Genomic DNA, 26,976 nt, shown 5'->3' with positions numbered 1-26,976 from the left:
CCGTCCTTGAATAAATTATCCCTGATTAAAATAGCCTCTTCTCATCAATCGATGAATCAATTCGCCGAATAGGCTATTGGCCCAAGCAAACCAAGGACGCGTATAGTCCGACGGGCTATTGGGGTCGAATCCTTCGTGCATGAATCCGGTATCCGCATCCGTCCGTTGAAGCATGTCCAACAACTCGCCGATCTCCTTATCGTCCCGCGCGGTGATCGCCTGCATCGCCAAGCTAATCGGCCAAATATAGCCCGCGGGCGTATGCGGGCTTCCTATTCCCTTGGCGTATTTCCCCTCATGGTAATACGGATTATCCTCGCTCAATATAAAGTTGCGCGTATTCCGGTAGATTCGATCCTCGAACGTCGCGTAACCCAGGTAAGGAATCGACAACAAGCTCGGCACGTTGGCGTCATCCATCAGATTATGATTGCCGAATCCATCTACCTCGTACGCGTAGATCTTACCGTACTTCGGATGAATATAAGTCCCGTAAGTTTGGATGCCATAGTCGATTTCTTCCCGAAGCTCCGCAGCGAGACGAGCCATTTCCGCGTCCTCCCATACTTCGGAAGAGATCTCCTCGATATAACGGAGGACGACGACCGCGAACATGTTTGAGGGGATAAGATATCCGAAGGTGCAAGCATCGTCGCTAGGACGAAACCCGGACCAGGTCATACCCGTGTAATTAACGGGCATGCCCATTCGGTTATTCCGCAGCGTATCGCTAGGCGGACAATCAATTCGGGCAAACCGGTAAGGCGACATTTCTGCATGCCGTTGTTCGGTTTTCCACAAGGCTATGATCGTTTGAACCGCGGATCGGAAGGAGTCGTCAAATATCCCGGTCTTCCCCGATTCCTTCCAAAATAGATAAGAGAGCTGAATCGGGTAGCAGAGCGAATCGATTTCGTACTTTCTCTCCCAAACCCACGCATCGAGCTCGGTCAAATCCTGGTCGTATCGGTTGTCGTTTGCTTCTTCATTAAAGGCGTTAGCATAGGGATCGATATGAATATAAGCGATCTGACGGCGAATTAAGCCTTCGATGATGCGCTGCAGCTCCTCGTCTTCCGCTGCAAGCGGTAAGTAATGTCTGACCTGCGCGCTGGAATCCCTTAACCACATGGCCGGAATATCGCCGGTAATGACGAAGGCCGATTGGTCCTCCAACAGCTTAGTGGTCGTTTCCAACGTATTCGGAAAGCAATTCAGGAACATAGCCAACAGCTTCGGATGTCCGGCAAGCGTTGACTCGGCTTCTTGCAGCAATTCCGCAACCGATTCGGGAATCTTCTTCATCCTTGCTTCCTCCCTTCCTCGTCTATTAGGACTGAACGGCTTGATCGATATTTTCATGATTGCGAATAAATCGTTCGAGTTGATCGAAAGTCGGCGTGTTCGTGCTCCCTCCGAATGCGCTGACGGAGAGCGCCCCGCAGGCATTGCCGTATCTCATGCTCGTTACGGCATCTTGGCCGGACAAGAATCCGAATAAATAGCCCGCGTTAAACGAGTCTCCCGCTCCCGTCGTATCGACTGCTTCGACCACATAACCCGGAAGGCGTTCTATGATTCCGTTCTTAACGGAAACGGCACCCTCTTTTCCTAACTTGACTACGACATGGCTGCAATACTCGCTCATATATTTCAGACTGTCTTCTATATTTTCCATCCCCGTATAATGAAAACACTCGGTCTCGTTCATCAGGAAAACGTCGAAATAATTCATCAATTCGAATACTCCGCGATCCCATTCGCCGGAATCGTCCCATCCGACATCGCAGGATAAAGTAACCCCGTTGTCCTTAAGCGACTTTACCAAAGCGATATATTGTTCATGATTTCGTTTGCCTTTGTATCCGGTCAGGTGCACATGACGACCTTGCGCGATTTGCCCGATATCCAAGTTATCGAACCGAAGCTCCAAATTGGATCCCCAATACGTGATGAAGGATCGATCCGAGCCGGGATTAAAGGCAATCGATATTCCCGTATTGTGCTCTTTGCTCGTTTGAACCATTCTGGTATCGATACCATATTCGGCAAAACGGTCCCTAATATATCGGCCGTGGTTATCCTCTCCCAACACGCCGTTAAAAGCGACCCGAATTCCCAGCTTCGCAAGAGAGACCGCGAATAGCGCCGCTCCCCCGCCTACGTGCATCGCGATATTGTCGACTAAAATCTCCTGACCGGGCTCGGGAATTTGATTGCACCCCGACACCACGAGATCGATATTGGCATCGCCTATTACAACAGCATCGAACATTTTCAAAGTGCTCTCCCTCTTCCGATCCCTATGATGATTAATCTTCTCTGTTGACGTATTTCTTGCTGCTGTCGCGTACGACTAGCATGTGCTTTAGAATGACGTCTTCTTTCCGCTTCGCTTCGTTACCCGATATTAAATCGAGAAGCGCGTCCACGGTGACTTTCCCCATCTCGAGGATAGGCTGCTCCATGGACGACAAGCGCGGACGCACCTGCTCCGTCAACTGGCTACCATCGAAACCGATAACGGATATATCATCCGGAACGGTTAACCCATAATCCTTAATGCAGTTCATAGCTCCGACAGCCATATCGTCGCTTACCGCGAATACCGCCGTCGGGCGGGTTCGGGACGCCAATATTTCCTTCATCATCTCGTACCCGCTACGAGTTTTGTAATCTCCAAACCGAATGTGAGCTTCGACTTGGTCGATTCCGAAGTCGGACAAAGCGTGAATATAACCGAAGTAGCGATTCTGACCCGACGTCACGTCGTTCATGTCGCCCCCGATAAAACCGATGCGCGAATGTCCTAGATCGATTAAATGTCTCGTAGCGTCGTAGGCCGCCGAATAATCATCGATGATTACGGATATAAAAGGCTGATCCGCCGGTTTAACGCTAGAGAAGATGATGGGTATCCCCAGCTTGCTTATCAATTCGCGAATTTCTTCGTTTATTTTCTCATGCATAATAATAATGCCATCCACGCGCATTTCTTTGAACACGTTCAAATATTTAAGCTCTTTGTCCGTATCTTCGATGATGTTGCAAACCAATAGATTATAGTCGTTTAGACTCGCGGTTTTCTCGATCGTGCTAAGAATCGTGGAATAGAAGCTCGAAGTAACATCGGGGACGATCACGCCGATGAGATTCGTTTTCTTCCGGACGAGACTTCTTGCGATATGACTCGGCGAGTACCCTAGATCGTCTATCGCTTTACGAACCCTGGCTTTCAGATCGTCGGTTACGTACTTCTCTCCGTTTAGTACCCTCGAGACCGTCGTAACGGAAACACCCGCGTACTTGGCGACATCTTTAATCTTCGGCGCCATCATCGTCACCCTGCTTTCGTAATTGCTACAACTTTTCTTAGCGCATCCCTAGCTTTTGACCGCCCCTTCCATGATTCCCGCGATAAATTGACGGCTTACAAGGAGGAAGAACGCGATTACCGGTATGGTAGCCAGAAGCGTTCCGGTCATAACCATGGAGTAGTCCCCGGTATGAACTGATTTTAATTGCTGCAGCGTTAACATTAAAGTAAATTTCGACGTATCCGTCAAGACGATCAACGGCCACAAGTAATCTTCCCAAACTCCCATGAAGGTCGAGATAGCAAGGAAAGCAAGCGCCGGTCGTAGAATCGGCAAAGCAATTCGCCAGTATAGTCCGAACTTGGTGCATCCGTCTATGCGTCCGGCTTCGAGTAAATCGTCGTGAATGGCTAACGCGTATTGTCTAATCCAGAAAATCCCGAACGCGCTTGCCATTCCCGGAATAATCAAAGCTTTGTAGCTTCCTAGCCATCCGAGCTCTTTAATGATGATGAACTGCGGAACGAGCAGCATTTGCGCCGGAATCATCATCGTTGCCATCATCAGATAGAAGAGCACCTTGGATCCCGGAAATTTGAATTTCGAGAATGTAAACCCCGTTAATGAATTGAAAAACAATTGGAGCACGCTGCTAGCGATCGCAATAAAAAGGGTGTTGAATAGCGCGCGATAAAAATTGATGTTGTCCATGACATTATGGTAATTCACCAAGAAGTAGTTTCCGAACACCAATTTCGGAGGAGACGAGAAAATGGCGCTCGTTTCATTCGTCGACATAACCACGAGCCAATAAAACGGGAATATCGAAAATATAACACCGATTAACAAAAAAGTATGCACGAATATCTTTTTTGCTGTCATCTTTTATGCTCCTTTGCTTCAATCATCGGACTTATTGAAAATTTTCCAGTTCAACACGGATATGAACCCGATAATGACGAACAGAACCCACGATACGGAAGCCGCATATCCATAGTTCTGATAAACGAAGCCTTCGCGGAACATGTAAAGCACAATCGTTTCGGATCCCGGATACGGAGATTGATTACCCGCGAGCACCTGAGGTTCGGTAAAAATCTGGAATCCCCCGATCGTCGACATCATAACCGTAAACAAAATGATCGAGCGAAGCATCGGCAGGGTGATTTTCGTGAAGGACTGGAACATCGTCGCCCCGTCAAGATTCGCCGCTTCGTACAAATCCTTAGGAATTCTTTGCAAACCGGAGAGATAGATGATGGCGTTATAACCCAAGTATCTCCAGGCGATCATAAGCGCGATGATGACACGCACTCCGGTGCTCGAATTAAACCAAGCTACTTGGCCGAGTCCTAATTTCACCAGCAAGAAGTTGACCAGCCCGTATTCGTTCCCGAACATGGACTGAAATATAATGACAACCGCGACCATGGCCGTTATATTCGGAAGAAAAAACGCGATTCTGAAAAATCCTTTGAACTTTACGATCGACAGATTAATGACGTATGCGATAATCAAGGCGCATACAAGCATGGGACCGTTAGCCAACAACCAAATCGCGACATTGTTAATCAAAGCTTGCCAGAAATTCGGATCATGAAACATATAAGTAAAGTTGTTAAAGCCAACCGAAGTCATTTTCCCGATTCCGTCCCATTTATGAAAGGAAAGATAGATCGAGAAGAAAATAGGAAACACCGAAAAGACCAGGAACAAGATATAAAATGGAGAAATGAACAGATAAAGCGTTCTGCTCTTGTATATTTCCTTCAAAAGGCCTCCCATATTAGTCCTCCGATAATTCGATGAGGCAGGGCACGCTTGGCCCCCTGCCTCATCCTCTATTTTTTACTGACGCGAAAGCTGACGATTAATTTGTTCTTGCGCATCTTTCCAAGCTTTTTCCGAATCTCTTTTCTGAGCGTCTACCGTGCCTAGAGCTTTCGTAAGCTCGTTTAGAACCATATCGTCTCTCGTATCCGTATGCGCCACTTTAACATCCTTCGCGGCATCCGCGAACACGGTGCTCAGATCTTGATTTCCGAAGAATTCGTTTTTATTGACCATTTCGGGCTTCGCGTAAATTTCCGGAGTCGATGGATAATTACCGAAGTCCTTGTAGCCTACCATCAAATTTTCGGGGCTTACGAGGAACTTGATAACTTCATATGCTTCTTTCGGGTATTTCGTTGATTTCAGGATACCCATGAACGAGCCGCCTTGATTACCTACGCCACCAGGCGGATAAGCGATATTCCACTTCCCTTTCGTATCCGGCGCCGCCGCGATTACGTCCCCGACTGCCCAAGACGCTCCCGAGAAGGAAGATATTTTTCCGTTATTCATTGCTGCGTTTTTCTCGGAATCGCTGGAGTAAGGGAACGTCAAACCAGCTTGATAAGCTTGAACCGCCGAATCCCACGCGCTCTTGATATGCGCTTGATCTCCGATGTATTTGCCGTCCTGATCGAAGTAAGCTTCGCTGCTTTGTCCAAGAAGGCTTCTGAAGATATCCACGATCGTCGCCGTTTGCGATCCCGTCTTCTCGTTAACCGTCTTCAGAAGATTAAAGTAATCGTCCCAAGTTTTCACTTGATTCTTGAATTCTTCGGGCGTGCTCGCTACGCCGGCTTCCTTAAACAAATCGCTGCGATAGTAAAGCACGACCGGAGCGACGTCGATAGGCAAGGCGATTAAATATTTGTCGTCGGGGGTCGTCCCCATCTTCCATTTCCAATCCAAGTATTCAGATTGGATGTCTCGTGCCCCTTGATCGTATAAATTTACGAATTTATCGTTATAGCTTAACATCGTAGAAATCCAACTATCCATCGTGACAATGTCGGGTCCGCTGCCGCCGCCCGTAATCGTTGTCTTTAGCTTCGTTAAGAAGTCTGCTCCGGATGGAAGCTTTTCCGCTTGAAGGTCGATGTTCGGAAACTTCGCTTTAGCAGCCTCGATGGTTGAATCGGAGATCGCGCCGTTCCAGTACCACATCTTCAATTTCACTTTTCCGTTTGCAGCGTTATCATTCCCATTGCCGCTAGAGCTAGCATTGTTTGAATTTTGGCCGCATGCCGTGACGGCTAGGATAACTAAGATGGCTAGCAACGCATTGGTCAAGGATTTAATCTTCATGCTTTTATTCCCCCCGATAATGATTGTTTAGAATACAATACTTTGCCAAACTCGCTACATTAATGCATTCATTAAGTCATCCGCTTGAAGAAACTGCTTTTTGTTTTTGACGTTCACCACCACCTTTGAAGATGATTAAAGTAGAGCCTTGTTCATTATCTCGAGTGTATTTAACGCTATGGAATCGGTACCATATTTAAAATCGCATACGTTTGTTTTCCCCGAGTTCGTAGAAGTTGAAACATGAATAGTGTTTGTCGGAAGCGGACTCCCTCTTGAAAACTCAATACTGATGGTTATGGAATCGGTACCAGAAAACACTATTGTTATCGCTTTCAGATGGATATTTGAAAGTATAATCCCATCTTGCCCTTTTGACAATAGCAATTAATGATTTATGTGCATTAACAATATTTAATCCGACTTCGTTTTAGCCCTTTTCTCTATATTAACTCCTTCCTCGTTTAACGATGCTCCCGGGGTTCTTCCCTCTTTTCATTAGGAAAAGCCCATGCGCTCGAGCATGGGCTTCTTGGTACGAATACATATCAAGTGATGATCGTGATCGTCGGCGCCGAGATGGTTTGGGGAGTCGTAAGCGAGGAAGTAGTGTTGGAGAAGCTAGCCACTTCAAGCAATATCGGAACTCCGACGCCGATATCGATTGCGTCTAATACTAAGCTAGCAGTCGTAAGCGTAGATAGAGCTCCTTGCTGGAGCACGCCGTTAATATAGACGTTGAAATAACCATCCGCCGTTAGATCCGGGAGAGCAACTACCGGACCATCCGCATCGTCAACGAAGCTCGCCGCGGGAATGGTTGTGTCCGTAGTGATCATCCCCGCCGTAATGACGGCGAAGTAGCGAGTAACGACAGGGTTGACGGCGGTGGCGATAACGCCGCCGCTCGCGACGGGAGCCGTGGATACTGCAGTGTAAACGGGTTTAATAACGGGCATTTGCGTTCCTCCTTTCTATATAACGACCAAATAATGGCTTGGTCTCCTCCATATTTAATGCAAGAAACCGAAGAGGGAAGCGGCTACTTGTCCCTCATTGTCAAAATCGGGATAATGTCCAGTCGGATGCCCTTTCTACGACATACAAATAGCACATAGGGTATGGAGGTGATCGTCTTGGCATGCCGCTCTGTTCGCCGGAAGAGCGCCGGGAAAACGACGAAACGAAGAGGAAGAGCTGCGCCTTGCTTAAAAACAGAACCGCGCGCTTCCCATAAAATAGGCGTGAAAAAGAGCTATAGAAAGACGAAAGCAACTCGCAATCTTATTTTGTTTGCGGGAAATCCGGGACAGCGGGGGTTGCGCTGCTTTCCCGTTTATTATGAAGAACGAGGGGAGCAAGAGGAGTTAGGGGTTGTCGGTGCACAATTCGGCGTTGGATCTGCGTGTTCTAAAGGACCTATTAGGAAAAGAGGAGCACCGAGAGCTTCAGGGCCCGCGGGAATACAAGGTCCTCGCGGGCTTCAAGGTTCCAACGGGCTTCCCGGTCCGGTGGGTCCTCCAGGGCCAGTGGGTCCTCCAGGTCCGGTGGGTCCTCCAGGTCCGGTGGGTCCTCCAGGGCAGATAGGATCACAAGGGCCAGAAGGGCAAGCTGGAGCTCAAGGTCCTGTCGGCCCTGCGGGGCCGGTTGGACCTGCGGGCTCGGTTGGACCCCAGGGAGCGCAAGGCATTCCAGGTCCTCAGGGTGTTCCCGGCCCGCCAGGAACGGTATCCGCAGTTTCCATTATCCCTACCGCGCGAAGATATTTCTATTTTGCCGAATCGAACATCGAATCGCCTACTGTTGTCCAGGCAAGTGACTTTAGCGATGATAAAGGGAATCCCACGGATCAATTCCTTGGCATCGATTCTAACGGTTACTCGAACTTATTCATTAACGGGATCCTTCAGGAAAGCAGCTTATACGTCATAAAGGAAGACTCTTTGACGCTCATCATTAACGAGGGGATCATTATGACCGGCACTCCGATCATTCTTGAAACCGTAAATTTCAATGCGCTGATCATACCTACCGAGTAATGGGCTTGTTCTTCTTGCTCATCTTTCGTTTAATCAGAGCAATCATTAACATCATTAACGGCAATCCGATCATCAGAATCGGAAAAGAGAACGGAACAGCTACTTTGATAGGAAAAACGATCGACGACTCCACGTAGTTCAAGGGGATCAGCGCCATGACCACCCCTAAAAACGCGATTGGCCAAGCCACTTTTCTCCAATCCTTGATTCCGAGCAACTGCGACGTCCCGTAGCTTGATACGAACAAATATAAAGTCAGTTTCGTAAAAACGCTCATGATCCACACGGAGATGAGAATGGCGTCCATATTCTCGATTACGCCGCTCAGGGAAATGGATCGGACCACGATCAATAAAGGATATGGATAACCCTTCGTCACGTGAAGTCCGAAGATGAGAAGACAGGAGAATACGGACATTACCGTGAAAAGCCCGGACATCAATACTCCCAGCACGGCGTGCCGGACAACTTTGCGTGTCTTTCCCACGAAAGAAACGAGTACCATGATCATGATGCAATCGCCTAGGAAGGTCGCTGTGGGCAACGCTCCTTTGACGATGGCCATGAACCCGCTATCAACGAATACCGGAAGCAATTGATCCGCGTCGATTCGATTGAAAGCGAAGAATACGGGGCTGACCACGCCGATTATGATGAGAGGCCCCATAATCTCGCAACAGCGCGCGATCGCTCCCACACCGTGTAGAGTAAGATACAGCACGACCGTCACCATGAGCAGAACGATAACGTACGGCGGGGTCTGAGGCAGTATCGTCCCGATAATGAACATTTTGAACTGCTGAAGAATGATTCCGAACAGGGATATCCAGAACATCAAATACATGACGGCAATCAAAATCGCCAACCATTTGCCGAATAGATCGCGACTGAATTCGATGAGGGTTCTGCCCGGAAACATCAAGCTGAGCTTCGCGCATACGTAAGCGATTCCGCTTCCGACACCTGAAGCGAGCAGAGTGGAAATCCAAGCATCCTGCTTGGCGATCTGAAATGTCGGCGTCGTCGTCAGAAGAAGCGTCATGATGACTTGCATGCTGACCATCATCCAGAACATTTGCCGGCTCGTTAATGTCATGTCTACCATGGTTTCCTCTATTCTTCCTTGAGAGCGTTTTTTTCACATCTTAATGTCGGCTATTCCCGGCTTGCGAAGCGTGCAATTCACATCCATCGTTACCTCGATCTTTTGAAAAACGGAATCCCAATCTCCCGATACTTTTTTCCATTGTCGAGGATAAATTTTATGAAACGTCCGGGCGAAACCGATGACGTCCGCGTTCATATTAGTTTGAACTTCATCTAGCGTTTGCAAAAGGTATTTTTCGATTTCATCGTTAAATCTCGTTTCCAAGGCTCTCAGACTGTCCGCCGGAGTTAATAAATCGATGGAGGAGGAATTCTGGACGATATCTGCATCCAACTTCAGTCGTATCTTTATCCTCCAAACCCCATCTCGGATGCTGGGCAATAACTTTAGCTTTCTTCTTACGAGCTTGGCGGTAATTTTACCTCCATCCTGCTTCAGGGTAATCGTAAGATTTCGGCTTAAACTCGTCTGATGCAGCCATTGAAACCCTAGCTGCAGCCCTTTGTTCTTCTGATCATTGATTATTCCTATGAGCTTCGCATCCTTGATTACGGCCGTTCCTTTGACCGTAAGCACCGTTCTGGTCGTTTTACTCGACGAAAGCGACATCGTGTCGGCGATTGGCAAGACGAAAGAGCCGGATTCTCCGGAGATAGACTCCTCTACATAGTTCATGTTATACGCATTGACGGACGGCATCTCGCCTATTCGAATGAGAGTATCGTACGTATTGGGATCGTCCAAAGAGTTGAGAAGCTTCTCTGCCGTGCCCTTGCAGATGAGAAAATTGGCTTGCTCCCTCGACTCCACGTCCCGGAACAGAAAATCTAAATCGTCTTTCAGCCCTAGAGTCGCAAGCTTCTCCCCGAATATGAAGAGCTTCGTATGATCCCATGACAACGTACGCGGTAATTTATTCTGCAGGGATGACAAAGCATCGGGAATCGATTTCCCACTACACATGTATGTAAATAACCTTCCTTCGCCCCCTCCCTCGTCCGGTCCCCCCGAAGTGGGATTGGGAATGAAAACTTGAATGGTCAAATGGACCATATCTTCTTGAGTACTATCGATGCCGGCGGCTATGATGAATCCCACGTGATTTACTTCGTCTTGGTCCCAGCAGCCCGATATCGTCATCGGCAGTAGGAGCAAGAGAGACAAACGAAGCACTGATTTGAACTTTTTACGACTTATCGTCGGGGCGTCCCCCATTCCTGATCAAGGTTTTTTTGCGTAGAAAGTCGGGCGACGCTTCATTTTTTTGAGCGGGGCTCGAATTAGCGTATCCCTCAATGCCTTCATATCTAATGGGGCCAATGGAGACAAATAAGGAACACCGAACGATCGAAGGACGCAGAGATGGCTAATAATCACGAGTACGCAAAACACGATTCCGTATAAGCCGACGATGGCAGAGAAGAACATGATCGGAAACCTGAGTATCCTCAAAGAAACGCTCATCGAATATTGCGGCAGCATGAAGGATGAAATCCCGGTAATCGCTACGATCATGACCATCGGAGCAGACACGATACCCGCTTGTATGGCTGCCTGACCTATAACGAGGGCCCCCACTATGCTTACCGCGGATCCTATCTGCTTAGGCAGTCGTACTCCCGCTTCGCGTAAAGCTTCGAAAGTGACCTCCATGATGAAGGCCTCCATCCACGCCGGAAACGGGATTTCTTCCCTTGATTTCGCCACGCGAAGCAAGAGGGTCGTCGGTACCATTTCATGATGGAAAGTCAGTACGGCGACATAGACGGAAGGCGCAAGAAGCGCGACGACGAAAAACACGTATCGAAGCCACCGGATGAGCGTTCCGATAAGGAAGCGCTGGTAATAGTCTTCGGATGATTGCATCAATGACCAGAACGTCGTGGGAGCGATGAGGACGATAGGCGTATTGTCCGTCATGATGAGCACACGGCCTTCCATAAGAGCCGCGACCGCCACATCCGGACGCTCCGTGGATTGAATCTGGGGAAACGGGGAATAGTTGTTGCCTTCGATCCATTCTTCGATAACGCCGCTTTCCACGATGCCGTCGATGTCTATTTGCGATATTTTGTCCGATACCTCGGTGATCACTTCCGGTTTGGCTATGCCTTGAATGTAGCTAAGCCTCACCTTCGTCTCGGAATACCGGCCTACCGAGAAGTTAATGAATTTCAAAGCTGGCGTCTTCAATCTTCTGCGAATCAGGGACGAATTAACGGTCATCGCTTCGATAAAACCATCGCGGGATCCGCGAACGACGGATTCGGCTTGGGGCTCTTCCACGGCTCTCATATCGAATTGGGTCATCCCCAAGCTGATCGCGCCTTCAAGCGAATCGATCAATATGACCGGATTAGCATCCATGATCTCGTGCACGACCTCTCCGATCGTGTGGACTACATGGCTATCTGACAAGGGTATCAGGGTACGGGTAGTGTTCAGAGAAGCAAAATCTCCCGATTCCAAATGCTTAAGGGTTCCGAGTACGTTTCGGTCAAGAAGTTCTACGTTTACCATGCACTTGACGTATAGGGCAATCGCATGTCGATCGCCCGCGACTAGGAAATCGTGAAAGATCACGTCGCCGCAATCGGTAAAAATCTCCTTTAGAATCCGGTTGTTTTCCTCCAGATTGCCCGACACCTTCGCTTGCATCTTCGAGTCGTCGCTATTCGGATCTCCCGTCGGCATTCCGCTCATCGTGAACACCCCCTCCCTCCTTGTTCTGCTCCTAAACCCCGAAAATTATCCAATTTTTCAAAAGATGACGTCGGGAGCGATTATAAAAAGACCGCGAATAGCGGAACCTCGTCCCGTTAATGCGGCCGTTGGGGCAGCGGGTGCTAATAAGCGAAGAGGCCACCCCACTAGGTCATTGACCTTGCGAGATAGCCTCTTGCGGGAACTATTTCGGAATTACTTACTTGCAATGACGCCTACGGTGTAGATTTCGCACGGGCCAAGATTTGCCTTGATCGTGGCTTTCCCGCCATCGGAAGGTTTCAAGCTCTCGATTTCCCGTTCCAGAACGTCGCTCTTATAGACAGCCGCTGTGTCGCCATCTTTACCCGACCGGAAGGTAAGCTCCGCTTCGACCGGACGCATGTTGAACCATCGAACCATCAGATCTCCCGTATCCTCGCCGATTTTCGCCGAAGAGAAAGCGACGCCTTCTCCCTGCCACGACAAGAATTCGTGGACCGGTGCAAGAGCTCCCCCGTGAACGCCGGTTTGAACGGATGTCCACGGCGTTTGGTATTGATAGGCGGAAGCGAAAGCGCCCGAAGTGGCTCCGTCCCCTTCATGGGGAACGATCATGAGCTCGACCGATTGCTCGCCCAGACATTGCGCTTCCGGCGTAGGGAATACGCCCCAGTCGCCAAGCTCGGCGACTGCGCGAAGCAAGGTAACGGCAATCGTATTGCGGCCGTCCCGCAGTACTTCGTATTCGTTCAGCCCTTTGTTGGCGATCGTCAATCCGCGCTCGCCGTCGCTAACGTCGGCAAAAGCCTGCTGATGCTGCGCGTTGCTCGGATTCTCCCATTCGGCGGACGGCTCGTTGTCGCGAACCGCAACCTCGAAGATCGCGTCCGCGCGATGAACGGACGTCTTCAAATCCGTCGGGAACAAGACGCGGACCCGATGGTCCTTGGCTTGGTTGTCGAACGACGCGCGGATTCCGACTCCGCGACCGGAGCGCTCTAAGCTGACGATAGTCCTGATCGTAAGCGGAACGGTTTCCTTCGACCGGCCGGCCTTACGCTCGGGATAATACACGGCTTCCTGCTTCTCTTGCTCGAAGAGCTCGTCCGCGGAAGCCGGCACGGCCCAGCGGTGAACGATCTCGAACGAAGCGCGGTACGCGGTATCCTCTATGACTTTGATCTCCGCGGTCAAACCTTTGGTCGTTAGCGGCTGCTCGCCGTCCGGTTGCTTATACATATATTCGTTGCCGATATCCCCGGTGTCCTCGTAGATCAGCAGATCGCGGTATGTGCGTCCGCTCACCAAATCCGTGACCGCAAGCGTTCCGTCTTCCGCGATCCCGATACCGACATACTCGTTGGCAAGCGAGCGGGCACCGGTCACCATCGATTTCGCCGAGGACCGCTTGCCGGAGGCTGCTTCGTCGCCCGCAACTCCCGAACTGCCTGCACCGAGAACCCAGCCGTAAGCTTTAAGCCCCAGCGCCGGAACCTCGGAGGCTTCGAAAGAGAGCTTCACGCGGCGAGCCCAATAAGGCTGGCGGAACTTATCGTCCGGCAGATCGTAATCGAACGTCAAGCCTAAGTCCTCCATCGTGTAGACGACTTTGCCTCCATCCGAATCCACGAGCGACCGTCCGGTGACGTCGATCGCTTTCATTCTGCGGATCATCTCGTTCGGGGTTACCCCCTCGCGGAAGTATACTCTCGCTACGTCCAGCACAACCTCCACTGTTCCGCTGCGAGCCCAGCCCGTCGTATTCAGAACGACGAATGGCAGCGCGTCTTTACCCAGCCGGGCAAAAACTTCCGTATCGACCGCATCCGCTATCGAGCGCTTGCTCTCGTCGACGATCGTCTCCGCTACGTGCCGGCTCTTATCGAACCTGGTCACCATCTCGCGGTGAACTTCATCCACGCTGCAGCCGCAAATGCTATCGTGGGGGTGGTTCTGCATGAGCGTTTTCCACGCATACGTCAACAGATGATGCGGATAGGATGCGCCACGGTTAAGACCGTGCGCGAAGGCGGCCAAAGGCTCCGCCACTTTCTCCAGCAGCGTCTGGCCGCGCTGATTCATCTGCTTGAGATAAACCCTGGCAGAGGCCGTATTTACGAGCGTTGACCATCCGTCCGTCCGTTGGCTGCGAAGCTCGCCTTTGACGACGGACAGCTCGTTATTCAAAGATTCGTTAACGGAGGCTAGATAGTCCGGAAAATTCGAATGGACGAAATCCGTGTCCGGATACAGCTTGCGCGCCACGCGAAGCGCTTCGGATAAATCCGTCTGGATCGGCTGATGATCGCATCCGTTCATGAACAGAAGTTGTCCCGTCGATGCGTACTTCCCGGCATCCGCGAGCTTACGGTCCCAATATTCCTTCGCTTCCTTCTCGTCTACCGGGATTTCGTTCCCGTTGCTGTACCAGTTGGCGAAGAGAATACCGAGAACGCGGGACCCGTCCGCTCCTTCCCACACCAATTCCGAGAAAGACGATTCGTAATCGGAATCGGCCACGGTATTATTGAACCCGGTCGGCTTTACGCCCCGACCGAATACCGCGTTGTCGATGCCGGCCTGCTTCAGGATTTGCGGCGCTTGACCGATATTGCCGAAGGTGTCGGGGAAGTAGCCGACTTTGGCGATCGTCCCGTAACGCGAAGCGTCCTTATGGCCGACCTGCAGGTTGCGGAGGTTAGCTTCGCTGCTCGTCAGGAACGCATCCTGGAGAATGTACCAAGGACCGATGTGTATGCGGCCTTCGCGAATCCATTTCTCCAGTCGCTCTCTCTGATCGGGTCGCACTTGCAAGTAATCTTCCATGATGATCGTCTGACCGTCGAGATAGAAGCTGCGGTATTCCGTATCCTTCTCGAGCGTATCCATTAACGTGTCCATCAGTTGTATGAGCAGCACATGATGCTTCTCGTAAGGCAAGTACCATTCCCGATCCCAGTGGGAGTGGGAAATGATATGTGCCGTTCTTCTGTTCGTAACATCCGTCAAGATGAACATCTCCTTTCTATTCCGCGCGTCCGTCGAACTGCGACTGTATCTTAACCTCGTCGGGTCTGTATACCGAAGTTACCCGTCCTTGGAGATCCGTGGCGAACAATACGGCCCGCTCACGCTCCAATTCGAACGAATAGCTTACTCCCGTATCGACGGCTTTAATCTCGATTTGCGTATCGTGAGCGTATTCGGAAACGAAGACGTAAAGCGCTCCGTCCCGATAGGTAAGCCGTCTGCCGTAAACGCCCGGCAGATTTCCGCCTTTGACCCATTCCAGATCTCCGCGGTAACCGGAAGCCTGCAATGCATAATCGTATAATCCGGCAATCGGTTCCAGCCGCTCGTTCAATTCCAACGGAAGCGGACACCAGATTATGCGACCATGACCGCAAGCCGCTACCTTAACCGCGTCTCGACCGGCCCCGCCGTCCAAGACGACCTCCTTGAACGCTTCCGCGATTCTCCTGTTTCCGTAAGAGACCGGATACTCCCGGTCGCCGATCGCTATTCGCTCCTCGCGAACGACATTGCTCAGCTTCCGGTCGCCGAAGACATCCGCGAGCCTCTCCGCTTTCCGCCAATAAGCATCCAGCCCGAGCGGACCGCTGAATAACAGTGTAGCGCCCGTCCGGTCTACGATATCGAGCAGCTTGGCGAACGCGGCATCGTCGAAATTGTGCGCCGAAGGAACGATAATAAGCTTGGCAGGGGACGATTCCAATGCTTCCAAGTGGTATTCAGATACGCCGCGGAACGGTACTTTAAGATCGTATCCCAGAATCCGAGTCAACCGCGTAGTCGCGTCGAAAGCCAGCTTGCGGTTGGAGAAATCGTTGGAGTAAGGGAAAACGACGACGACATCCTCAAGCTGCCGTTCCCGGAACAAATCCCGGATTTCCTCCATAAAGCTTCCGAAGCGATAGGACACGTCCGCTTCCGGCTTCTCCGTTCCATCCGCCCGCAAGGCGCCGATATGGGACTCGTTGGCATTGTCCATATAGAAATTCGTATTCCAGATCCACTGCACGGCACCGGCGCCGCCCGCCGCGAACGCATAAGCGTACTTGCGCTCGAGCATGGCGCGGAGCTCTTCCTCGGATCGCTTCGCGAATCCGTCCGGCGTCTCCACGTACATGATGCCCGTTTCCTGAACGACGTTCGGCTTGTCCGCCGTCTTCGCGAATATTCCGTCCCACAATAAGTGGTCGTTCAGCCACCAGGAGTGAACGGTCGTGTAATCCGTCGCTTCCCCGTAGAAGAACGGCGAAGGGCGTTGCGCCCCTAACGCTTCGTCTTGCCCGACCGTAACGAGCTGTTTCGGGCATTCTTCCTTGATGACGTCGTACAACTGCTTCGCCCAGCGGTTGTGCATATCCATGGAGAACAGCACGTAATCGAGCCAACGCGTGCCCTTCTTGCCTTGGTGCATATCCTGGACGTCGAAATTGATGTCTTCCGGCTCCGGAATGACGGCCGAAGCGAAGTCGGGCAGCTCACCTGGGGTCATACCCCACCTCTCGCGCAGATTCTCGATCGAACCATGGCGCAGTGATAGCCAATCCGAGTAAGCTGCTTTCTCGAATGCGTCGCGACTAGACCGCGGGCCATTCGAGAAGATGCGAACAGGGTCGAACATCGATGGTTCGTTGATCAGATCCCAATCGATATTCGTCGTGTCCCGGTGACGGCTGACGATCGAGCGGATGAACCTCTTCTGCGCTTCAACGCTGCGGGGGTCGAGATAAGGGTTCGTACCTTCCCAAGTTTCCGGCGTGAACGAGAAGAACGTAAACGTCACCTGCAAATCGTTCTTCTTCGCCGTCAGGATGAACGCGTCGATCGAACGAAGAACCTCCTCGGAGGCATGGCCGTCCACCTGCATCACGTTCCGGTAAGCCGTCCATATTCCCGTGCGAATCCAGTTGATTCCGGCTTTGCGCATTTGAGCCATATCCCTATCCCATACGGAAGCATTGGGAAGGAACAGAAACTTGCGCGCTACGTCCGACGTCATGTAAGTCATTCCGACGACGGGCAACGGACGCCCGTCCTTCTCGAAATAATCTCTGCCCGCCGAGAGTAATCCTCCCGATCGCAGCAGCCCTTCATCCGTTCCCCAGAAGCCTTGACGCAATATACGCGTCTCTCCATCCGAAGACTCGGCGAGGCATTGTACGCTATAATAACCGGCGCGGACATCGCTGCTAAGCGGGAATCGCTTAATCATCAATCCTTGTCCAACGTCGGCGTCAAAAACCAAAGATAGGCTGTCCGAATTCTCGTCGTCGCCCGAATGGCCGATCTGAATCGTAAATTTCCAACCCGTCGTCGCGCCGGATTCCGAAGCTTGGCCGCGTCCAAGCTTCTGGGCTTGCAGCGTAAGCATCGGTCTCTCGTTCAATTCGTAAGAAGCGTAACTAGGCTTCAACCACAGCTCGGTAACGCCTGCGGCGCAGTAGCGTGCCCAATCGCGTAATGCCTCGATGCCGCCACGCTCGAAGAAAGCCTCGCCAAGCGGCTGGTTGACGAACAGCCAGCGTCCGCCGGCGAAATCGCCCTTCGTGTTCTCCCACAATACGGCTGGAGCCGCGACTTCGCGTCCTTCCGCGGAGATGCCTTTCAGAACCGGATAAATGAACGCGTCCATCGGACCCGCGGACCCCATCTGATGGGGTAGATCGCTCGACTTGGTCACATGCGGCACTAAATTCCAAGTATCCGCTACATCCAGCAGCGATTCCTTGTCCCGGAACAACGGAATGTCCCCGTTCGCCGCAAGCTTCGCGATCGGGAGGGAGCGAACCGGCAGCATCTCGTGAATGCGAAGCTGCCGATGATATGCCGTTTGCTCCTGCCCGACATGCCATTCTCCGTCGGATTTCCTCACCGGAACACGGAATGGCGCCCCGCCGGCGCTGATCAATCCTCCTCCTCGTTTGAGGAAAGAGACTAGCTCTTCCCACATCGAGATCGGGAAGTACGGCGCGTGAAGCGAAACGAAGCAACCTCCTTCAGCCCGTCTCAAAAGCTCCGCGAGCCCTTCGGCTCCGGTTACTTCTCCAAAACCCCGTAATTCTTCTAAATCCTTTTCTCGGAGCAAAGGCGCTCCCGGAAAGGAACTATCGTAGAACACGATCGGTTTAGGCATCGAGTAAACCCGCCTTCATCGCTTTATATACAAGCTGCGAGAATAAGCTGTTGGACCATGCGAACCATTTGCGGGTAAATTCGTTCGGATCGTCCGAATGGAAGCCTTCGTGCATGAAGCCGGTGTCCGCATCCGTAGCCTCGAGAAGCGAAATCATTTCCAACTGCTCTTCCGCCGATGCGGCCGTCAATCCTTGCATGGATAAAGCCATATGCCAGATATAGCCCGGCGGCGTATGCGGGCTTCCGATTCCTTTGGCCGCGGTACCTTCATAATAGAACGGATTATGCTTGCTAAGCGCGAAACGGCGCGTATTCTCGTAAATCGGATCGTCGGCGCCCACGTAGCCGAGGTACGGGATCGAGATCAGTCCCGGAGTCCCCGCGTCGTCCATCAGGCAATGATTGCCGAAACCATCGGTCTCGTAGGCATAGATCGGCCCGAATTCGGGGTGGCGATAGATGCCGTACAGCTGAATGCCATGGTTGATTTCACGCTCGAGCTTGGCCATCTCTTGCTCGAACGAGAGGTCGCGGAATACGAATTCGGCGATCTCGCGCATCTGGCGCAAGGTAACGACGGCGAACATGTTATCCGGAATGTTGTAATGGAAATCGCAGGCGTCGTCGCTCGGACGGAAGCCCGACCAGACCATGCCCGTATAATTGACGGGCATGCCCAAGCCGCCGTTCATGAGCGAATCGGTCATGATGCCGTTATCCCGTTCGAAGCGATAAGGCGAATGCTCGAAATGGTGTTGTTCCCGTCTCCACAGGTCGACCGCCGTACGCATCGCCTTCTTGAAGTCGGAGTCGAAAATATCGGCTCGTCCCGTCTCTTTCCAATATGCGAAAGCCAGGCGCATCGAGAAACAGATGGAGTCGAGCTCGAACTTGCGCTCCCATACCCACGGCGACATGTCCGTGATATCGTCCGTATTCCAGTGCCAGTCGTTCGCCATTTCGTTAAACGCGTTCGCGTAAGGATCGATCTGGATATAGCGCATATGAAGCTTGATCAGTCCGCCTATGATCCGTTGAAGTTCCGCGTCTTCTTTGGCGAAAGGAACGTATTGAATGACTTGCTCGACGGAGTCGCGCAGCCACATCGCGGGGATATCGCCCGTGATGACGAAAGTCGTCCCGTCGTCCATCAGCTTAGTCGTCGTTTCTAGCGTGTTCGGGAAGCAGTTCTTAAAGAGACGGAGCAGCTTCGGTCTATGAGCCAGCTTCGTTTCCGCTTCGGCCAGCACCGCTTGCACCGATTGCGGAAGCTTGAGCTCCGGCATTGCGATTTTAGGTAATCTGAATTGTTCCATGACAAATATCCCTCTTTCTTATTCCTTAACGGCACCTACCGTAAGACCTTGAATGAAATAGCGTTGGAAGAACGGATAAGCAAGCACGATAGGGCCGGTCGCAAGAACGACCATCGCCATTCGCGAAGTATCCTGAGGCATCGATTGGAGTACGCCCACTCCTAGCGAAGGATTGTTCGTGTTCTGTAAGATGAACTGCATGCTGTTCTCGATTCTCATCAGCATCGACTGCAGGGGAACCAGATTCGGATCCTCGATATAGAGCAAGGCGTTAAACCAGTCGTTCCAATAGCCGAGCGTGCTGAATAGAGCGATCGTCGCAAGACCCGGAAGCGCGAGCGGAATGATGAGACGGAAGAAAATGCCGAATTCTCCCGCTCCGTCTATTTTACCCGATTCTATGATCGCGTCCGGAATCATCGTGGCAAAGAACGTTCGCATGATCATAATGTAGAATGCGTTGACGGCGAGCGGAAGAATCAGCGCCCATACCGAATTCTGCAGCCCTAGCAGCTTCGTCGTCACGATGTAGGTCGGCACGAGTCCGCCGTTGAACAGCATCGTGAAGAAAGCGAAGAAGGAGAAGAAATTACGGTATTTGAATCCCTTTCGGGAAATGGCGTATGCGAACAAAGAGGTGAAGATCAGGCTTATAACCGTCCCGACGACGGTTACGAAGATCGTCACCCCGTACGAACGCAGTAATTGGTCGCCCGCTTTGAACAAATAATCGTACGCGTCGATGCTCCACTTTTTCGGAAATAAGGAATAGCCGTCCCGCGCGAGCGTCTTCTCGTCCGTAAACGAAATAATCGTAACAAATAAGAAAGGGAAGACGCAAGCCAGCGCGAATAACCCGGCGATTAAGTTAAAAATGACGTTCCACGAGGGCGATAGCCGGTGGAAGTCCTTCGGTTTGGTCAAGGATGCCATGGAGAATTCTCCTTTCTCTGGTTCAATTGGCGATGTCTAGGTTTAGAACAATGCGTTATCTTTATTGAACTTGCGTACGACGTAGTTCGACGTGATGACCAGTACGAATCCGACGAACGATTGGTATAACCCCGCCGCGGTGCTCATTCCGATCTCGCCCGTCGTCTTCAATCCGCGGTAGACGTAAGTATCGATTACGTTCGTCACTTCGTATAACGTGCCGGAATCGCGGGTGACCTGATAGAACAAGCCGAAGTCCGCGTAGAAGATGCGTCCGATCGCAAGTAAGGTAAGAATCGTCATCAAAGGCGTAAGCATAGGGAGAGTAATGTTGCGAATCTGCTGCCACTTGTTGGCGCCGTCGATCATTGCCGCTTCGTACAAGGACTTGTCGATTCCCATGATGGCCGCTAAGTATACGACGCTGTTATAGCCGAGCGATTTCCATAGGAATACGATCACGATTATGAACGGCCAATATTTAGGCTCGGAATAAAACTGAACGGGATCGAAACCAAGGGATAAAGCGATCTTGTTGACCATTCCCCGGTCGAAGCTGAGGAAGCTATATGCGAAATAACCGACGATGACCCAGGACAGGAAGTAAGGCAAGAACATTCCGGTCTGGTACCATTTCGCCAGCTTTTTGTTTGCTATTTCGGAAAGGACTATGGCCATGGCCACGGCCAGAACGAGACCGATGAAAATAAACACGATATTGTAGAGCAACGTATTGCGGGTAATGATGAACGCGTCGTCCGTGCTGAACAAGAACTTGAAATTGTCGAAGCCTACCCATTTGCTGTTAATGATGCTGGATAAAAAGCCGCCCTTCACTCGATATTCCTTAAAGGAAATCACTGTGCCGAGCATCGGTAAATACGAGAAAAATATAAACCATAGGGTGGCGGGAAGCACCATTAGAAGCAGCGCTTTATTACGATTGAAGTCCTTGGCGAAGCGCCCTAAGGTTTTCATGGAAATCACCCTTTCTGTCTGAATTAAACTCGAAGCAAAATCAAAAAAAACGGGCGAATGCCGAACATTCGCCCCTCGGTTCTATGCTTTTACTTATTTGCCGTTAGCGGCTTTCCATGCGTCGATTTGTTTTTGCGCTTCGGCTTGGATTTTGCCTAAACCCGCATCGTTCAGCTTCTTGATCGCTTGCGGCAAGTATTTGTCAGGATCGACCGTACCTGTCATCAGAGGCGCCCAGAAAGCTTCCTTCGCGTTCTGTACCGCGGCGATCTCGCTGGATACGCTCGTAGGATCGAAGTTGAAGCCAAGCAGAATCGCCGGTTTGCCAGCGTCGTTGTAAGCTTTGAATTGCTCCCATTTGTCCGCAGGATCGCCTGGGTTCAAGTAAGTCAGCATGACGTTTCCAAGAGCGAAGGTCGGCATGTCGTAGTTCTTCGATTCCGGAAGGTTCTCGATGTAGCCTTCTGGCGTTACATTGTAATGCGTACCTTCGATACCGGAATCTACCATGTTGCGCAGAGCCGGATCCGTGTTAAGCAGGTTCAGGAATTCCATTGCTTTTTCTTTGTGCTTGGAGTTGGCGGAAATCGTTTGCATCGAGCCCATAACGGACAGGTTGTAGATTAGAGCGTCGCTTTGAGGCGTCGATACGATCGGGTAGCCGTAGCTTGTAGACCAAACATTGTCCGCGAAAGGTTGAGTCGTTGCTTTGTCCGCGAACCATTTGCCCGTAGCTTGCACATCCGAAGACGATTCAAGCGTTGCCGCTTCGGTTGGAACGTAGCCAGCCGCGTAGTATTTATGCATCGTCGCGAGAGCTTGCTTCATTTCCGGCGTATCGAATATGTTCACGATTTTGTAGCTGGTGTCGTCAAGCTTGACCGCAAGCGGGAATTTCTCGATCAAGTAGTCGTAAGGCGTATAAGGCATGAAGTTCTTATCGACTTGAAGCGGAATAACGTCCGGGTTATTCGCTTTAACGGTCTTAAGCAAAGGCTCAAGGCTTTCGAGCGTGCGAACGCCATCGATGCTCAGTTTGTTCTCGTCGAGAAGATTTTTGTTAAAGCGCCATACCTCTTGAGCCGGAAGCTCTTTGTTGGCCGGAACTCCGTAGTTCTTGCCGTCTACCTTGGAGCCTTCGATGAAAGCCGGATCCAAGATGTCCGTGATGCCTTTGCCGTATTGAGTAAGTAGATCGTCGATCGGAGCGAATGCGCCTTTACGGGCATTCTGCACGTAGTCGAAAGCCCACGAAGCGGTGAACATGATATCCATGTCCGCGCCGGAAGCCGTTAACACCTGCATCTTCTGGTTATAGTCTCCCCAGTCGATCATCGTCATTTTCACCGTAACGCCGATTTTGTCTTTCGTATATTTGCTGACTTCTTCCATAACCTTGTCAACGTCTTTTTGCGGAGTGCCGACCATGTACCAACTAAGCTCTACCGGTTCTTCCGAATTGCTCGCGCTGCCGCTCGCATTGCCGGACGATGAAGCGTTGTTGTTCGAAGCGTTGTTTCCGCATGCGCTCAAGAAGAGCATGACGGCTAGAATGGACGCTAGTCCAATCGATAATTTTTTACGGGTACTGCTCATGGTATTGCCTCCCTTTGTCTGTTTGAAGCGTTTGTTTAAGCAACTTCTATTTGTAATTTTATCGAATGAAAACATTTTCAAAAATATTAGAAATCAAAGATTAAGTGTACAAACTAAAGAAAGGAACCGCTTAACGCAAGCGCGTTAATGCAGTCCCTTGTATTCGCTGGGCACGATTCCGACGTGTTTCTTGAATTGTTTATAGAAGTAGCCGATTTCCCAATAACCGACCTGCTTGGCAATTTCGTTCACCTTCAATCTACTGTCTAGAAGCATTTTCTTGGCCTTGTCTATGCGGAATTTGTTCAAGTAATCCGCGAACGTATCGCCGGTTTGCTTGTGAAAAAGCTGGCCGAGATAGTTAGGATGGATGTGGTATTGCTGTCCAAGCGATTTCAGCGTCAATGCCTCCGCGTAATGCTCTTGAATATAACGCAGCACCTGCTTGATCACGGGACTCATGTCTTCTCCGGAAAAAGAATCGATCGCGAACAACGATACTTCCTTGACGGCATCCCCGATGTCTTCAAGCGTAGACGCATCCATCACCTTGTCGAGCGCTTCCTTGTAAGGCTCGGAAGTTTCCGCCCGATTGAGCTTATCGGCTTCCATCTTCATCCGGATAATGAGCTCGACGGCAGCGCTCTTCGTCCTGCCGGGATTCATGCCATCCGCCGACCGTATGGCTAAGAAATCGCGATCGATCCGATCGAGCAATTCCGACTTGTCTTTGGCCATAATCGGCTTGGAGTAGGTATCCCAATTCAACAGCTCCGCCGGAAAAAACACCGTCGAAGCGGAGGCAAGCAGGGCGAAATCAACAAAATTACGTTCCGGCATGACCAGGAAATATTGCTGCGCTTTGCGTGCCTGTTCGTAACTCGTTCCGGCTTCGGCCATGGGCAGAGCGCCGCCAATCGCGATTCGGATTGGGGAATTCCGTATCTCCCAAGCTTGAGCCAGACGTTCGAGCGCATCTACCGCTTTACTTTTCCCTCGCTCCGCGTTTTCCATGCAAAACGCGATGACCGTATCTCCTTCCGCGTCCCGGAAGGAAACGTACTCGCCTGCATCCTCAAGTTTTTCCTCCGCCATAACCATAAAATCGTTCGTTCCATCCGCGTCGAACGCCCGAATGACCGCAATGGCTACGAAGGGTTTCGTGAGCTCGATGCCCAGAAGCGACGCCCGTTCCGCCAGCTCCGGCGGAGCGATTCGCCCCGACAGCCAGCGAATCATTACGTTGTCCCTCAGAATTCCGATCTCGTCTTTCCCGTATACCTGCTCGGGCTTGTCCGCGTTGAGCTTATTCACCGCGTCGGACAGCGTCGCTTCCAATTCCTCGAAACGAATAGGCTTGAGCAAGTAGTTCTCGATCCCGAGCCTCATGCCTTCTTTCAAAAAGTCGAACTCGTTGAACCCGCTCAGGATAATCACCTTCAAGTGGGGTAAGAACGCGCGGGCATGGCGGATGAGCTCCAATCCGTTCATTACCGGCATCGAGATGTCCGTGATCAAGATATCCGCCGGCACCTGACGCATTCGCGTCAGGGCGTCCTCTCCGTCTTCCGCGATTCCGACGATCTCGAGCCCGAAAGCAGACCAATCCACCGCATCGATCAAACCCTCGCTTATGAACGGTTCGTCGTCCACTAGCCATACTTTATACATCCTCGGTCTTCTCTCCTTCCGTTACGATCGGCCAGCTTACGGCAACCAAGGTTCCGCTTCCCGGCTCGCTCTCGATTGAAATCCCGAATGCGGGACCGTGCACCAGCCTTATTCTGTCATGCACGCTGCGCAACCCGAACGATTGTCCCGAACCGGAGCCTTGTCCCTGCGCTTGCCCATGCTCCGATTCCGGTTCCGGCAAATCCAGCGCTTGCGTTAACCGTTCCAATAGATCCGGCTCGATCCCTTTGCCGTTGTCCCGAATTCGAACCGTGACGATTCCGTCTTTCATGGCGGCATCGATCGCGAGTCGGTTATCCTTGCGCCGCGATTCCATGCCATGAACGATATAGTTCTCCACGATCGGCTGAAGGAGCATCTTGAATACGGGAATATTCGTTATCTCCGACTCGCATTCAATCGTATAAGTGAATTTGTTCTTGTACCGGATCCGGAATAATTCCAGATACAGCCTGCACATCTCCAGCTCCTCGCCCAGCGTGTTCACCGGTCTTACGCTGACCGAGTTGCGGAATAACGCGGCCAAGCTATAGATCATATCCCCGACGTCCGCCGCGCCTTGCGACACCGCCCTCATCCGGATGACCTCCAGCGTGTTGTAAAGAAAGTGCGGGTTCACTCTAGCTTGGAGCGCTGCCAGCTCCGTTTGTTTCAGACGGATCTCGGCCTTGTATTCCCTGTCGATATGCCTGTCTAGTTCGTCGAGCATATCGTTGAAGCTGTGAGAAATTTGACCGAGCTCGTCCTCCCGGGAATCCTGAAGGCGCGCTTTCAAGTCTCCTCCTTCGACCTTTCTCATGAAGTGGACGATTCGGTTCGTTCTCCTCGCGATGTTGAAGATCACGAGGGAAGGAATAATGACGGCTACCGCGATGCAGGCGGAGCTGATGAGAATAATCGTCCTTTTCAGCCCTGCGTAAGCTTCGGCAATGATGCTTTTCGGGGAAATTCCCACGACGATATAGCCGGCTTTGTTCTGGGTTAAGGTGGAAATATACGAGGGCTCGTCCAGCGTTACGACTTCTTTAAGGGAGCCGAGCTGCTCCATGTAAGGAAAGGTCATGCCGTAATACCGATTGGACGTGTCCGCCAGGACTTGTCCGTCCGACGTTAATACCAGAATCGCTCCCTTCAGCGGGGCTCGGTTCTGCTCAAGGGATCTGTTTACCATACCCGCGTCGAAATAAACGAGCAGCTGCCCGATATTTTTCAACGTATTCTTATCGTTCACCTGGCTGCGCATGGAATACAGCTGCGGGTTCCATTGCCCGATCAGCCTTCGTATCCACGTATTCGGCGTCGCCGCGACCGGCCCTTCCGCCGCCATGATCTCGGGAATATAAGAGCGGATAGGATTCGTGGAATAGAGCTTGCGGGGACCGTTCGAATTAAAGACGTACAGCTGCTGCATCTCCGAGCTATAGAGAAGTACATTCTGAATATCGGGATCCGACTCCATCCGGTTCGAGAGGTAACTCAGAATATCCGCCGCGCTCTCGTTGCCCCCCGCGAAATTCTGGTCCAGCATGTATTGCACGTAGTCCTGATACGGATGCCTGAGAAAATAAGACGCGTTGCTCGCGAGCAGTCCGTTCCTATATATATCCTGGACAGCGTTCTGAACCCAGTCGTATTTCTGCTCCATATAACGGTTGACCCGGTCCATCGCCTGCTTCTGGTTGTTTAGCTCGCTACTCACGATAGAAGCCGACATCAGGTTAAACAGCAAATAAGACAGCGTGATGATCGTCAGATTGACGATAATCGCGAAGACGAAAATGACTTTGATAAACAGGTTGTTATGGATGTAATTGCGGTATATCTTTCCGAGTCGCACTCCGAAGCCTTCTCTCGCCCGAATGATGAAGTTATTGCCGCCATTATAACACGAGCGCGATTCTCGAGCTTGCATCGAGTAGAAGCCTCGCTTCTTCTTTATTGCTCTAAAGCACTAATACTCATTCTTATGTAAGTTATTGTCATTAATT

19 protein-coding genes are annotated in these 26,976 nt (G+C 51.2%); 1 reads left to right on the top strand and 18 read right to left on the bottom strand.

What is annotated here, in order from left to right; all coding sequences use genetic code 11:
- Window positions 1-15: 15 nt before the first annotated feature.
- From DFP95_RS15500 to DFP95_RS15470, 7 genes are all read right to left on the bottom strand, one after another.
- Window positions 16-1,305: a glycoside hydrolase family 125 protein gene (locus DFP95_RS15500; RefSeq protein ID WP_115993550.1), complete on the bottom strand. Its 1,290-nt coding sequence runs from the start codon at window positions 1,303-1,305 to the stop codon at window positions 16-18.
- A gap of 25 nt (window positions 1,306-1,330) precedes the next feature.
- On the bottom strand, window positions 1,331-2,275 hold the full coding sequence (locus tag DFP95_RS15495; protein ID WP_245987689.1) for a carbohydrate kinase family protein: 945 nt from the start codon (window positions 2,273-2,275) through the stop codon (window positions 1,331-1,333).
- 37 nt (window positions 2,276-2,312) lie between these two features.
- Window positions 2,313-3,338 (bottom strand): LacI family DNA-binding transcriptional regulator, encoded by a 1,026-nt coding sequence (locus tag DFP95_RS15490; protein WP_245987688.1) that lies wholly within the window; start codon window positions 3,336-3,338, stop codon window positions 2,313-2,315.
- Window positions 3,339-3,383: 45 nt separating this feature from the next.
- Window positions 3,384-4,199: a carbohydrate ABC transporter permease gene (locus DFP95_RS15485; RefSeq protein WP_115993547.1), complete on the bottom strand. Its 816-nt coding sequence runs from the start codon at window positions 4,197-4,199 to the stop codon at window positions 3,384-3,386.
- Window positions 4,200-4,217: 18 nt separating this feature from the next.
- A complete protein-coding gene (locus tag DFP95_RS15480) occupies window positions 4,218-5,102 on the bottom strand; it encodes a carbohydrate ABC transporter permease (RefSeq protein ID WP_115993546.1) in 885 nt (294 codons plus the stop codon).
- Between the two features lie 63 nt (window positions 5,103-5,165).
- On the bottom strand, window positions 5,166-6,455 hold the full coding sequence (locus DFP95_RS15475) for an ABC transporter substrate-binding protein (RefSeq protein ID WP_115993545.1): 1,290 nt from the start codon (window positions 6,453-6,455) through the stop codon (window positions 5,166-5,168).
- A 548-nt stretch (window positions 6,456-7,003) separates the two neighbouring features.
- Window positions 7,004-7,414 (bottom strand): DUF4183 domain-containing protein, encoded by a 411-nt coding sequence (locus DFP95_RS15470; RefSeq protein ID WP_115993544.1) that lies wholly within the window; start codon window positions 7,412-7,414, stop codon window positions 7,004-7,006.
- A 606-nt stretch (window positions 7,415-8,020) separates the two neighbouring features.
- On the opposite strand from DFP95_RS15470, the gene DFP95_RS29420 reads away from it, so the two are divergent.
- Window positions 8,021-8,494 (top strand): DUF4183 domain-containing protein, encoded by a 474-nt coding sequence (locus DFP95_RS29420; RefSeq protein WP_281273418.1) that lies wholly within the window; start codon window positions 8,021-8,023, stop codon window positions 8,492-8,494.
- Here DFP95_RS29420 and DFP95_RS15460 read toward each other — a convergent pair.
- From DFP95_RS15460 to DFP95_RS15410, 11 genes are all read right to left on the bottom strand, one after another.
- Window positions 8,484-9,590: a GerAB/ArcD/ProY family transporter gene (locus DFP95_RS15460; RefSeq protein WP_181907447.1), complete on the bottom strand. Its 1,107-nt coding sequence runs from the start codon at window positions 9,588-9,590 to the stop codon at window positions 8,484-8,486. The genes DFP95_RS29420 and DFP95_RS15460 overlap by 11 nt on opposite strands.
- Before the next feature lie 42 nt (window positions 9,591-9,632).
- A complete protein-coding gene (locus DFP95_RS15455; RefSeq protein WP_181907446.1) occupies window positions 9,633-10,775 on the bottom strand; it encodes a Ger(x)C family spore germination protein in 1,143 nt (380 codons plus the stop codon).
- 48 nt (window positions 10,776-10,823) lie between these two features.
- Window positions 10,824-12,305, bottom strand: a complete 1,482-nt coding sequence (locus DFP95_RS15450; protein WP_245987687.1) for a spore germination protein — start codon at window positions 12,303-12,305, stop codon at window positions 10,824-10,826.
- 216 nt (window positions 12,306-12,521) lie between these two features.
- On the bottom strand, window positions 12,522-15,317 hold the full coding sequence (locus DFP95_RS15445; protein WP_425453287.1) for an alpha-mannosidase: 2,796 nt from the start codon (window positions 15,315-15,317) through the stop codon (window positions 12,522-12,524).
- 16 nt (window positions 15,318-15,333) lie between these two features.
- Window positions 15,334-18,471: a beta-galactosidase gene (locus DFP95_RS15440; protein WP_115993539.1), complete on the bottom strand. Its 3,138-nt coding sequence runs from the start codon at window positions 18,469-18,471 to the stop codon at window positions 15,334-15,336.
- Window positions 18,464-19,789 carry a glycoside hydrolase family 125 protein gene (locus DFP95_RS15435; protein WP_115993538.1) on the bottom strand — a complete coding sequence of 442 codons (1,326 nt, stop codon included), beginning with the start codon at window positions 19,787-19,789 and terminating at the stop codon, window positions 18,464-18,466. Before DFP95_RS15435 ends, DFP95_RS15440 begins: the two co-directional genes overlap by 8 nt.
- An 18-nt stretch (window positions 19,790-19,807) precedes the next feature.
- Entirely contained in the window at window positions 19,808-20,722 is a 915-nt protein-coding gene (locus tag DFP95_RS15430) for a carbohydrate ABC transporter permease (protein ID WP_115993537.1), read from the bottom strand.
- A gap of 42 nt (window positions 20,723-20,764) precedes the next feature.
- Window positions 20,765-21,700, bottom strand: coding sequence for an ABC transporter permease (locus tag DFP95_RS15425; protein WP_115993536.1), 936 nt, complete (start codon window positions 21,698-21,700; stop codon window positions 20,765-20,767).
- Between the two features lie 93 nt (window positions 21,701-21,793).
- A complete protein-coding gene (locus tag DFP95_RS15420; RefSeq protein WP_115993535.1) occupies window positions 21,794-23,296 on the bottom strand; it encodes an ABC transporter substrate-binding protein in 1,503 nt (500 codons plus the stop codon).
- Between the two features lie 144 nt (window positions 23,297-23,440).
- Window positions 23,441-24,967, bottom strand: coding sequence for a response regulator transcription factor (locus DFP95_RS15415; protein WP_115993534.1), 1,527 nt, complete (start codon window positions 24,965-24,967; stop codon window positions 23,441-23,443).
- On the bottom strand, window positions 24,960-26,900 hold the full coding sequence (locus DFP95_RS15410) for a sensor histidine kinase (RefSeq protein WP_115993533.1): 1,941 nt from the start codon (window positions 26,898-26,900) through the stop codon (window positions 24,960-24,962). The genes DFP95_RS15415 and DFP95_RS15410 overlap by 8 nt, the downstream gene beginning before the upstream one ends.
- Window positions 26,901-26,976: the final 76 nt, after the last annotated feature.

This window comes from Cohnella lupini (assembly GCF_003386205.1).
Taxonomy (GTDB): Bacteria; Bacillota; Bacilli; order Paenibacillales; family Paenibacillaceae; genus Cohnella; species Cohnella lupini.
This window is presented reverse-complemented; position numbering and strand designations above follow the sequence as displayed.

What these genes read in the sequence shown, in the direction of transcription:
- DFP95_RS15420 (WP_115993535.1), bottom strand. Translation starts at nt 23,296, where the DNA reads ATGAGCAGTACCCGTAAAAAATTATCGATTGGACTAGCGTCCATTCTA.
- DFP95_RS15440 (WP_115993539.1), bottom strand. Translation starts at nt 18,471, where the DNA reads ATGCCTAAACCGATCGTGTTCTACGATAGTTCCTTTCCGGGAGCGCCT.
- DFP95_RS15410 (WP_115993533.1), bottom strand. Translation starts at nt 26,900, where the DNA reads ATGCAAGCTCGAGAATCGCGCTCGTGTTATAATGGCGGCAATAACTTC.
- DFP95_RS15450 (WP_245987687.1), bottom strand. Translation starts at nt 12,305, where the DNA reads ATGAGCGGAATGCCGACGGGAGATCCGAATAGCGACGACTCGAAGATG.
- DFP95_RS15460 (WP_181907447.1), bottom strand. Translation starts at nt 9,590, where the DNA reads ATGACATTAACGAGCCGGCAAATGTTCTGGATGATGGTCAGCATGCAA.
- DFP95_RS15485 (WP_115993547.1), bottom strand. Translation starts at nt 4,199, where the DNA reads ATGACAGCAAAAAAGATATTCGTGCATACTTTTTTGTTAATCGGTGTT.
- DFP95_RS15430 (WP_115993537.1), bottom strand. Translation starts at nt 20,722, where the DNA reads ATGGCATCCTTGACCAAACCGAAGGACTTCCACCGGCTATCGCCCTCG.
- DFP95_RS15415 (WP_115993534.1), bottom strand. Translation starts at nt 24,967, where the DNA reads ATGTATAAAGTATGGCTAGTGGACGACGAACCGTTCATAAGCGAGGGT.
- DFP95_RS15435 (WP_115993538.1), bottom strand. Translation starts at nt 19,789, where the DNA reads ATGGAACAATTCAGATTACCTAAAATCGCAATGCCGGAGCTCAAGCTT.
- DFP95_RS15480 (WP_115993546.1), bottom strand. Translation starts at nt 5,102, where the DNA reads ATGGGAGGCCTTTTGAAGGAAATATACAAGAGCAGAACGCTTTATCTG.
- DFP95_RS15490 (WP_245987688.1), bottom strand. Translation starts at nt 3,338, where the DNA reads ATGATGGCGCCGAAGATTAAAGATGTCGCCAAGTACGCGGGTGTTTCC.
- DFP95_RS15500 (WP_115993550.1), bottom strand. Translation starts at nt 1,305, where the DNA reads ATGAAGAAGATTCCCGAATCGGTTGCGGAATTGCTGCAAGAAGCCGAG.
- DFP95_RS15475 (WP_115993545.1), bottom strand. Translation starts at nt 6,455, where the DNA reads ATGAAGATTAAATCCTTGACCAATGCGTTGCTAGCCATCTTAGTTATC.
- DFP95_RS15470 (WP_115993544.1), bottom strand. Translation starts at nt 7,414, where the DNA reads ATGCCCGTTATTAAACCCGTTTACACTGCAGTATCCACGGCTCCCGTC.
- DFP95_RS15425 (WP_115993536.1), bottom strand. Translation starts at nt 21,700, where the DNA reads ATGAAAACCTTAGGGCGCTTCGCCAAGGACTTCAATCGTAATAAAGCG.
- DFP95_RS15495 (WP_245987689.1), bottom strand. Translation starts at nt 2,275, where the DNA reads ATGTTCGATGCTGTTGTAATAGGCGATGCCAATATCGATCTCGTGGTG.